This is a genomic window from Kitasatospora sp. NPDC057198, assembly GCF_042670125.1.
Lineage (GTDB): Bacteria > Actinomycetota > Actinomycetes > Streptomycetales > Streptomycetaceae > Kitasatospora.
The window spans coordinates 1-10,161 of record NZ_JBHUWH010000295.1 but is presented as its reverse complement, the minus strand read 5'-3'; the positions used below and the strand labels follow the sequence as shown (position 1 = coordinate 10,161).

Genomic DNA, 10,161 nt, shown 5'->3' with positions numbered 1-10,161 from the left:
CGCCCCGGCACGCTCCCCGGCCCCCGCCCCGGCCCCGACCCCCGCCCCGGACGCGCCCTCCCCCAGCGCCTCCCCGGCCGTCCCGGACGCCGCCGCACTCGGCCCGTCCGACCCGACCCGGCTGCGCATCCCGTCCATCTCGGTGGACGCCGCCTTCACCCCGCTCGGCCTGGACTCCGCCGGGGCGCTCACCACCCCGCCGCTGGGCCGCCGCGACCTGGTCGGCTGGTACCGGGACGCCCCCTCCCCCGGCGCGGACGGCACCGCCGTGGTGGTCGGCCACGTCGACGACCGGCACGGCCCCGGCGTCCTCTACCGGCTCGGACTGCTGCGCCCCGGCCTGACCATCACCGTCACCCGGCAGGACCGCCGCACCGCCACCTTCACCGTCGACGCGGTGCGCTCCTACCCGAAGAGCGCCTTCCCCGCCCAAGAGGTGTACGCCCCCACCGGCCGCGCCGAACTGCGCGTGATCACCTGCGGCGGACACTACGACCGGCGCACCGGCTACGACTCCAACACCGTGGTGTTCGCGCACCTGACGTCCACCGCCTGACACCGTCCGAGACCGCCAGAGGCCGCCCGACGCCGCCCGACGCCGCGTCGACGCCCCTCGCGCCGGGTGCGGGTGCGCTCCGATTCCCCGTACGCGCTCCGTCGCGGCCGCGGACCGGGCAGTGTGCGGCCATGACGGATACCCCGACCGTCCGGCCCACGCGGCCCCCGCGCACGTCCCGGCGTCCGGACTCCCGGCCTGCCGCAGCGGCAGCTCCTGCCCCTGAGCCCCTCCCTCCCCCGTCCTGCCTTTCCCCGTCCTGCCCCCGTCCTACCGCGTCCCGAGCGGCTGCTGCGGATACGAACGGGTGATTTTCGGCCGCCCGGTGCGACGCGGCCCCCGGCGCCGGGGGCCTTGCCGGGCAAGGGGTGTGACGGCGTGTCCGGTGGTACGGAGCGGGCGACACGGGCAGTGACGCCTGAACACCCTCCGTGTCCGGAATGTGGTGATGTGGGCCCGCCCCCGGGTATTCCCGCCCGGACCGAACAGGAGGAACCATGTCCCGAACCGCCAAGGCCAAGGGGATCATCGCGCTCGCCGTCGGCGCCGCCGCCGTCATCGCCGCCGGTGTCCCCGCGCTCGCCGACCCAGCCGTCACCGAGACCCACCGGGCCGTGCCGCCCACCGTCACGATCGACTTCACCGGCACCAACTCGGCGAGCGGCGCGGCCAACGCGATCGGCGCCGGGTTCGGCGGCACCGCGACCGCCAAGGACGCCACCGGCGCCCAGGTCGCCACCGTGTACGACCAGTGCACCAAGGACGCGGTGTCGGCCGACTCGGTCACCGCGTTCTGCACCGCCGACCTGGTCTTCACCGGCGGCGACCAGGTCACCTTCACCGCCGTCGTGCCGATCGACAACCCGCTGACCGCGAAGTACCCGAAGAAGTTCGACGGCGTCATCACCGGCGGCACCGGCGCCTACAAGGGCCTCACCGGGGCCGTCCACATCACCAACACCGCCACCGCGGTCTACGAACTCGGCTGGGACGCCTGACCCCTCCCCGCCCCGCCCGAGGGGAGCCGCCGATCCCGCCGGCGGCTCCCCTCCGCCGTGCCCGGGGCCGGCCCCGGGGGTCCGCAGGTCAGAGCAGCTGCGGGCGGCGCATCGCCCGGATCTCGCCGCCCGCGCTCTGGGTCCGGTCGGCGAGGGCGTTCATCCGGTCCACGGTGTCGGCCTCGTTGGCCGCGTGGTTGTCGGCCATCACCTGGAGCTTCTGGCCGACCTCGCCGAGCCGCTGGGCCAGCGAGTCCATCGACTCCTGCATCCCGTCGCGCAGACCCTCGTACACGACCCCGAACTTCTCGCCCAGATCGTCGTCGCCCCACGGCGGGTCGTTCGGGTTCTCCAGCGCCTCCAGCCGCGCCTTCATCTCGTCGATCACCTGCTGGAACGACTCGCTGATCGACTCCAGGTTCTTCCCCTGTGCGCGCAGGTTCCCCTCGTCCACCACGATCTGCTGTGACACCCGAACTCCCTTGCCTTCCTCGTCCGTTCCGGAACGCGTACCGCGATCCGTGTCGTGATCTGTGCCGTGATCCGTGCCGATGGTCCGTCAGTCGGGGAACGGCCGCCGGGGGAACCGCCGTCCAGTGCGCCCGGGCGGCTCAGTCCTCGGGAGGCAGCGGAACCTCCTCACCCCCCGCGAAGAGGTAGTGGAAGACCCTCTCCAGGTACGCGTACAGCGCGTCTTCGCTCTCGAATTCGATCCAGGTCATCTGGAGGTAGTCGACCACCGAATAAGGACGCTCGGAGAGGGCCTGCTCGAGTTCACGGCGAATCGCCTCCCCCCACTCGGGGGTTGACATCCTTATCGTCGACCTGACTCGCGGCATGAGGCCGTCGTAAGCCACCTCCACGTTCAGATAGCACTTGATGAAACCACCGAGGGCTTCCATCCTCCGCTCCTCCCCCTCCCGTCCCACCGTCAGAGCCGGTCCGCCGTCTCGACGGACAGCGACGCGGAGACGGTCGTGAACCAGAGCCCGACAGGACCGGGCTCACGGTACATCCGCTCGGCGGCGTCACCCCACATACCGGGGACGATCCAGACGGCTCAGCGGGTCGGGAACTCCCCGACCCAGGTGCCGTGCAGCAGGTGGTGGGGCAGGTACTGGGACTCGACCTCGATCTCCATGCCGGCGTCGTAGGCCAGCACCGCGACGGCGAGCGGGGCCAGCGCGACGAAGCCCTCCGGCTTGGTCGACCGGGCCTCGTTGCCGGTCCAGTACTCCTTGTGCCAGGTCAGCGCGGTGGCCAGCGAGTCGTTGAACGCCTCGACCTCCCGGCGGATGAAGAGCTGGAACAGCTCCAGCGGCGGGTAGAGCAGCTTCAGCATCACCTCGGTGCTCGCCGCCCGGGTGCGCTCCGGGGCCGTGCCCTCGATCGCCCGGAGCAGCGACTCCCACGCGCGCGGCCGGCCGGCCGAGGCGAGCTTGAGCGTGTCGATCCAGTCGTACACGTACTCGTCGATCCTCACCCCGGAGTCGCGCAGGAACTGGGTCGGCACCTCCGCCAGTTCGGCCATCCGCTCCTCTTCCCGGCAGATCACCGCCAGGTAGAACGCCTCCAGCCACAGCACCGGGTGCAGGTACTCCTGCGGCCCCGTCGCCGGCAACTCCAGGACCTCGCCGTTCTCCGTCCCCACCCGACAGGTCACCGGCCCGGACGCCGCCGTGGCCGACTCGAACAGCGCCGAACCGATCTGCATCGGCAGCACCCACGCGTGCCACGTCTCGAGCTTCGCGCAGCGCGGATCCTCCACACACCGCCGCTTCGCCAGGTCCAGCGAGTAACCCAGTGCCTCCGCCCGGTCGTAGTCGAAGTCCGGCATCCCGGCAACCATCTCCCGGACGACTCCGGTGAGTCGCTCCAGCACTTCCTGGCTACCGTGCACGGCGGCCAGCTCGTGCCGCGAAACCTGCATGCTCGTTCCTCCCCCCGTCCGTAGCGGATTCCGCTCGCTGCCTGGGCAGGGGCCGTCGCTGTGCCCTTCCCGATACACCGTCACGCTTCGCTCCCGTCGAAATCCGTCAGGCGGAGGGCCCGTCACCCGCCCCGAGGGGACGACCGCCCGGGGCGAGCACGGTCACCTGGAGCCCGCGTCCGGTGAACCAGCGCTGCAGCTCCAGGCCGGCCAGTTCGGTCTCGGTGCCGTCCTCCCCGACCAGCCGGACCGGTCCGAAGACCGAACCCGTCAGACCCGTGAGCACGGTGCTCCCGTCCACCCGAACCTTGAACGAGTTCTCCAGGACCGTCGCGCCCGCCAGGTCCGCCCCCCGCAGGTCGACCTCCAGCAGAGCGGCCCCCCGGAACTCCGTCCCCCGGCAGCTCGCGCCCCGCGCGTCGACCCCGTACAGCGAAGCCGCGGTCAGGTCCGCCCCGTCCAGTTTCGCGCCCGCCAGGACCGCCTCGTCCAGGTTCGTCCGCACCAGGCACGCCCCGGTCAGGTCCGCCCCCGACAGGTCCGCGCCCTGCATGTCCGCCCGGTACAGGTCGGCCCCCACCAGCGACACCCCCGCCAGGTTCGCACCCAGCAGGCCGGCCTCGGAGAAGTCACCGCCGGAGAAGTCCGCCCCTCGGAAGTCGAACCCGTCGCCCCCGAAGAGCCCGCAGCCCGCAGCGACCCAGGCCGCGACGGCCCGCGCCGCCTCCTCTTCCACGGGGGCCGCGGCGGGCTCCCAACCCTCACGGGTACCAGATGACACGACTCTCCCAATTGTTGTCACTGACGATCTTGCGCAGGTCGTCGATCGCCGCCTGGTTCGCGTTCCGCACGTCGATGATGACGGTGCGGTTCTTGTCCACGATCTGCTCCGACAGTTTGGCGACCCACTTGCCGTTCCTCGCCGGATTGTAGGCACCGGGGAAAGGCTTGGACTTGTCCCGCTGGTTGTTGAACGGCGGCCAGTCGGAGTGGACACCCTTGATGTCGTAGTGCTCTCCGGTGCTCGGGGAGAAGAACTCGCCGTTGTCCCGTTCCAGGGGCCGCTGGATGTCCGCCGGGACCCTCCCCTGTTCGCGGAGGTCGAGGCCGACCCGCGCCTCGTCCTTCGACGGCTCCGAGATGCCACCGCTCTTGTCCGGGTCACGCTGGAGTTCGTCGAAGTCCTCGGCGTTGCGCTGCTCCACCTCGCCGAGGTGGACGTTGTGCTCCTCCCGCTCCTCCGGCGTCATCTCTTCCGGGGGTTCGTTCTTCCGGCGCCCGTCGCCGCCGGTCCCGTCCTTGTCCGCGTCGTCCTTCGGGTCGTCCGCCCCGGCCACCTCCTCCGGGGCACGGCGGTCCTGCGACGGGTCGTGGTTCGGGTCGGCGTGCGGGGCGGGGGCGGCGGGGCGGCGGTCGGCGCCGAGCGGGACGGCGAAGACGCCGTTCTCGCCGTTGTGCAGGGGCCGGTCGGAGCGGCGGCCGGTCTGCGCGTCGATGTAGGTGACCTTGCCGTTGTGGTTGACGGCGTTCCAGGCGTGGGCGCGGCCGTCCGCGTCCCGGGTGATGATCACGGCCTGCGAGCCGTGCCCCTCGCGGCGGAGGGTGTCCTCCAGTCGCCGGTACGCGGCCGGGCCGTCGCCCAGGTCGGAGAACCTCGCCCCGAGGGCCTTCTCCATCCGGTCGCGACCGCCCCGCTCGCCGCGGTCGGACGGGTTGCCGTCCGCGTCGTGGTCGGGCGTCCGGGCCGCGGCCGGGGTCGGGTGCCCCGAGTAGGTGTCGACGGTCGCCAGCGCGACGTCCGCGCAGTTGTTGCGCCGCCCCGGCTCGTTCGGATCGCCGTTGACGGCCCGCGGCCAGTCCCCCTCCGGATCCGGGTGCCGCAGCGGCCGACCGTCGGCGTCCCGCGGCACCGCGTCCTCCACCCGCTGCCGTTCCCGCGCCCCCGGCTCGACCAGCCCGCCCGGCTCCCCGTACGGCCGGTCGGCGGTGACGGGCCGGGACGGGTCCACGTCGGGGTGATCAGTGGCCGGGTGCTCGGTGGACGGGTGCTCGGTGGACGGGTGGTCCTGGGAGGGGTGGTCGGTGGACAGGTGGTCGGCGGACGGGTGATTGGTGCTCGGGGCGTCGGCGGACGGGCGGTCCTGGGACGGGGACTGCTCCGGCACGGACCGGCGCGGATCGGTGTCCGCGGGACGGTCGGTGCGGTCGGGGCGGGCGTCCGGACGGTTCGTACGGGGGTCCGCTGCCGGCGTCGGGCGGGCGTCGGGGCGCGGGGTGGCGTTGTCGGCCGACTGCGGGGTGCGCCAGGGGGCGGTGCGCGGGTCGGGGCGGCCCCCGGCGGGCTGCTGACCGAGGGACACCGGGCGGTCCGGGCGGGGCTGGTCCGGGCGCTGCCGCTGGGTGGGGACGGTCGTCGGCTCGGCGGCGGGACGGTCGGCGCGGGGCGTACCCGAACCCGGCGTACCCGAACCCGACGTGCTCGAACTCGGCGTCCCCGGCGTGCTGTTGGCGGTCGGCACACCGCCCGCCCCCATCGGCACGGCTCCCCCGACCGGACCGGCCTGCCCCGTGGAGGGGGCCGACGCGGGCGCGGTGGACTCCGCGGTGGCCTGACCGGGCACGTGCGCGGGCGGCGCGTCCGCGACGGCGGCTCCCGCCGTACGGACGGTGGCGTGCGGCGCAGCGTCCTCGGCACGGTGGCCCTCGCGTCCGCCGTGGCCGTCGCCGTCGCCGTGGCCACTGCCGGGCTGCTGGGCGTGCGGTGCGTCATGGCGCTGCGCGGACGGCTCGGCGGCCGGACGTCCGTGATGCCCCGCACCCGCCGGGACCCCCGTGGGCGAAGAGGACGGCGTCGAACGCCCCTCCTCGCCTGTCTGCTGGGGCCTATTCGCCTCGCCGGTGGGCGAGTTGGGCTCGGAGTGGTGAGCCGGACCCCCGTCAGGACGCGAACCGGGCACACCCCCGTGCCCGTCGGGGCGGGCATCCGGATGACGGTCGGAAGGCGACGAAGACCCGGGCGCAGCAGAGGAATTGGCCTCGGAGTGGTGAGCCGGGCCCCCGTCAGGGCGCGGGCCGTGCGAGCCCTCGTGTCCGGCCGGAGCGCCGGAGGCGGCGCTGTCGTGCGCAGTCGGCTGGGTGCCCGCGTGCGACGAAGGTGCCGCCGCAGGAGTCGAGTTGGCGTCGGTCGGTCGGGCCGCGTCCGGAGAGGTGTGCGTGGCGGGAGCGGACGCCTGGGCCTCGGGAGCGGGCTGCTGCGACAGGGCGATACGGGGGTCCACCGCAGCCGGACGAGCCGCATCCGGCGCGGTGTGCGCAGCGGGAGGGGACGTCTGGGCCTCGGAGGCGGGCTGCTGCGCGGAGGTATGGGGATCCGCAGACGAGGAACCCTCCGCCGGACGAGCCGCGTCCGGCGCGGTGTGCGCAGCGGGAGTGGACGTCTGGGCCTCGGAGGCGGGCTGCTGTGCGGCGGCTCGGGTGTCCGCCGAGGACGAGCCCTCCGCCGGAGTCGCAGGCGATCCCGCAGCCGAGGCATTGGTAGCGGACTGCCCGGCGTCAGTCGCCGGAGCCGCATTCGGTGCGGTGTGCGTGGCGGGGGCGGACGCCTGGGACTCGGGTGCGGGCTGCTGCGCGGCGGCGCGGGTGTCCGTGGGCGACGGGCCGTCCGCCGGGGCGGTGGCCGGGTTGTCGGCGTTCAGCCGGGTGCCGAAGGGGTCGAGCGGCGTGGTGGCACGCTGGTCGGACGAGGACGCGGGCGTGGGCGCAGGAGCGGGCGTCGGGGTCGGGGTCGGGGCTGGGGTCGGAGCGTCCGATGAAGTGTCGCGTCCGGTGGGCGAGTTGGTGGACGCCGAGCCACCGGAGTCCGGCGCACGGCCGGTGGTGGTGGCCGACGGGCCGGCGCTGCCGCCGCTGCCGCCGCTGCCGCTGCCGCTGCCGCTGCCGACTCCGTCATTGCCGGAACTCCCGCCGCCGACACTCCCGTTGCCTGAGGTGCCACCCCCAGCGGTCCCACCGCCGGAGCCACCACCCCCGGAAGTCACGCCGCCCGCACCGCCGTTGGCCGTGCCGCCACCGGTCGTACCACCGCCCGCACCGCCGCTGGCCGTACCGCCACCGGTCGTACCACCGCCCGCACCGCCGCTGGCCGTACCGCCACCGCCGCCCGTGCCGCCATCGCCGCCCCCGTCCGCCGGGTCGCCCTCGCCGCGGCCGATGGCGGCGGAGGCGTCGGCGCGGCCGCGGACGTGGGAGCCGGCGCGGGAGCCGAGGCCGTCCTTGAGGTTGCTGGTGAAGGTCTCCTGCCAGTTCTGGGCGGACTTGACGCCCTCCTCCACGCCCTTCTTGGCGGTGCGGCCGAGGTCGTAGCCGTTCTGGGTGCCGAAGCCCTGGTTGACGGTCTGGGCGATCAGGTCGCTGATCATGGTCTGGACGGCGGAGACGATCGGGTCCTTGAGCGTTTCGAGGATCGCTTCGACGAGTGCGTCGCGGAGTTCCTTCAGCAGGCGGCGCACGATCATCTTGGTGGCCTGGGTGGCGCCGAGGGCGGCGACTTCGGAGAGGCCGAAGGTGAACAGGGCGGCGCCCTGGGCGGCGATGATCTCGGTGGCGAGGATGGCGAGTTGGGCGATGACGGCGATCTTGCAGGCGACCACGATCATCGCGGCGGCGTCGAAGGCGGTGGCGATCAGCCGGGACGCGAAGGCCATGTCGGCGAGGTAGCCGTCACCGCCGGTGGAGAACTTGTCGAAGGCCCGGCCGAAGGCGTCGATGTCGTCGCCGGCGTTGGTGGAGCGGACGCTGTTGGCGGCGTTCAGGGCCTGCTGGTTGACCTCGTCGACCCGGTCGGCGAAGTCGCGCCAGACCTGGGCGCATTCGCGGAGCTTGTCCTCGTCCGCCTTCGGCCAGTCGAAGCCGAGCATCTCCAGGACCCACTCGAGCGGCTCGGGCAGCATCATCGACAAGGGTCAGTCTCCCCCAACTGACGGAACCACCGCTCCCGGTGAACGAGTCACCGGCCCCCCGGTGGACGGATGAGGCAGAACGTTGCACGAGATTCAAAGGATAGTCAAATGATCGCACCCGTATGATCAAGCATCGGCAATCCCATTGCCCCATACGGGAATTCCTCGGGTGATACCGGACACCCGTTCGTGCTCGGGGGAACCTCCCGCTAGTCTCACTCGGAACCGGGCCCAGCAACCGGGAACCGCCAACGGAGGAACCGTCGTGATCACCCAGGAGCAGGCACTCGCCACCGCCGACCGCTGGCTGAACGGCGGCGCGCCTGCCGATCGGCAACGCGCCGTGCGGCACCGGGAGTTCAGCCTGGGCTGGGTGGTGTGGGCGGCGCCCGCGCCGCTGGAGCGGGACCCGGTGACCGGGGAGCGGCGCCCGCCGGCGGACATCGGGGACGCGTGCGGCGTGGTGGACCGGGAGAGCGGCGAGTTGAGCGTGTGGTCGTCCGTGCCGGTGGAGGAGGTGGTCCGGGCGTACGAGGAGCAGCACGCGCAGCTGTCGCGGCGGTCGGGGCCGCCGGCCACCGGGCCGGGGAACACCGCGGTGGCGACGTACGTGGACCCGGGGAGCGGGCAGGAGGTCTCGCTGTTCCGGCTCTCGGCGCCCGGACTGCCGCCCGCCGAGTACCAGTTGGCGGCCGAGCTGCGGCGCCTGGGCGTCCCGGCCGGCAACGTGCTGGCGGTGCACACCGACCTGCGGCCGGCCTCCCTGCCGGGCGGGTACACCGCGGTGCTGGTGGAACGGGAGTTCCCGAACGCGGAGTTCTCCTGCTCGCACCTGTACGGGATCTTCCCGGACGAGCGGGCCGAGGGCGTCGCCGCCCTCGCCGACCACGTGGAGCGCACCGCCCGGCTGGCCGGGCAGCAGCCGCCGCCGCGGCCGTGCCGGGTGCCGGCGCCGCAGCCGGGCGAGGTGGAGCCGGCCCCGGCGGTGCGGGACGTGGCGCTGGGGCGGCGGGTCGCCGAGGTGTTCGGCGAGGTGGTGCGGTACGACGCGGACGACGTGGCGGAGAGCGCCCTGCCGGAGTCGGCCCAGTCCACCCTGGTGTGGGCGGGGCTGCCCGCCGAGGTGCCGCTGTTCTTCACCGCGGACCGCCCGGAACAGCCGCCGGCCGGCGGGCTGTTCGCCGACCTGCGCACCCACCTGTCGGCCGTCGGGACCGCCGCCGAGGTGGGACCGCAGGTGCTGGACGTCCTGGCGGGCTGGATCAGGATCGGGTCGGACGGGCTGTGCGTGGTGGCCGTGCAGTGCAGCGACCACGACGGGAAGGCCGGGTCGGTGTGGGCGGTGCACCCGCGCACCGGCAGCGGCCGGTACGTCAGCTCCTCGGTGTCGGCGTTCCTGCGCGGCCTGGAGTCGCTGGTCGCCGCCCGCGCCGCGCTGCCCGGACTGGACCCGCACGCCGCCGCGGCGGTGGTGGTGGCCCTCCAGGACGAGTTGGCGGCGATCGACCCGGAGGCGTTCCGCAAGGAGTCGGCCTGGTGGAACGTCATCGTCGAGCAGATGTGGCACGGCCTGTTCTGAGCGGGCAGGGCCCGGGGAGCGAAACCAGGGGCCCGGGGAACGGCGGGTCCGTGCTGCTGACGGTCGGAGCCCATCGGAGGTCCGTGCTGCTGCGTGCCGTAACGGAACCGGAAGCCGATGCGCGCCACGGCAGTGCACCG

At 73.6% G+C, this 10,161-nt stretch carries 8 protein-coding genes; 3 read left to right on the top strand and 5 right to left on the bottom strand.

All coding sequences use genetic code 11. The annotated features are described in order from the left end of the window. Both ACFUEL_RS27210 and ACFUEL_RS27205 read left to right on the top strand, forming a co-directional pair. A partial coding sequence (locus ACFUEL_RS27210) for a class F sortase (RefSeq protein ID WP_380239399.1) occupies positions 1 to 556 on the top strand: 556 nt, incomplete at its 5' end. A gap of 497 nt (positions 557 to 1,053) precedes the next feature. Beyond that, the gene (locus ACFUEL_RS27205; protein ID WP_380239398.1) at positions 1,054 to 1,554 is read left to right on the top strand and encodes a hypothetical protein; all 501 of its coding nucleotides are present in this window, start codon (positions 1,054 to 1,056) and stop codon (positions 1,552 to 1,554) included. Positions 1,555 to 1,642: 88 nt separating this feature from the next. On the opposite strand, the gene ACFUEL_RS27200 is transcribed toward ACFUEL_RS27205, so the two are convergent. From ACFUEL_RS27200 to ACFUEL_RS27180, 5 genes are all read right to left on the bottom strand, one after another. Beyond that, complete coding sequence (locus tag ACFUEL_RS27200; RefSeq protein ID WP_380239397.1) at positions 1,643 to 2,026, bottom strand: hypothetical protein; 384 nt, start codon at positions 2,024 to 2,026, stop codon at positions 1,643 to 1,645. Between the two features lie 139 nt (positions 2,027 to 2,165). Next, positions 2,166 to 2,456, bottom strand: coding sequence for a hypothetical protein (locus tag ACFUEL_RS27195; RefSeq protein WP_380239396.1), 291 nt, complete (start codon positions 2,454 to 2,456; stop codon positions 2,166 to 2,168). A 158-nt stretch (positions 2,457 to 2,614) separates the two neighbouring features. Then, on the bottom strand, positions 2,615 to 3,484 hold the full coding sequence (locus tag ACFUEL_RS27190) for an immunity 49 family protein (RefSeq protein WP_380239395.1): 870 nt from the start codon (positions 3,482 to 3,484) through the stop codon (positions 2,615 to 2,617). Positions 3,485 to 3,590: 106 nt separating this feature from the next. Further along, the gene (locus tag ACFUEL_RS27185) at positions 3,591 to 4,265 is read right to left on the bottom strand and encodes a pentapeptide repeat-containing protein (protein WP_380239394.1); all 675 of its coding nucleotides are present in this window, start codon (positions 4,263 to 4,265) and stop codon (positions 3,591 to 3,593) included. Beyond that, the gene (locus ACFUEL_RS27180) at positions 4,246 to 8,436 is read right to left on the bottom strand and encodes a toxin glutamine deamidase domain-containing protein (RefSeq protein WP_380239400.1); all 4,191 of its coding nucleotides are present in this window, start codon (positions 8,434 to 8,436) and stop codon (positions 4,246 to 4,248) included. The genes ACFUEL_RS27185 and ACFUEL_RS27180 overlap by 20 nt, the downstream gene beginning before the upstream one ends. A 271-nt stretch (positions 8,437 to 8,707) precedes the next feature. Between ACFUEL_RS27180 and ACFUEL_RS27175 the strand changes: the two genes are divergently transcribed. Beyond that, positions 8,708 to 10,021: an SUKH-4 family immunity protein gene (locus ACFUEL_RS27175; protein WP_380239393.1), complete on the top strand. Its 1,314-nt coding sequence runs from the start codon at positions 8,708 to 8,710 to the stop codon at positions 10,019 to 10,021. Positions 10,022 to 10,161 lie beyond the last annotated feature (140 nt).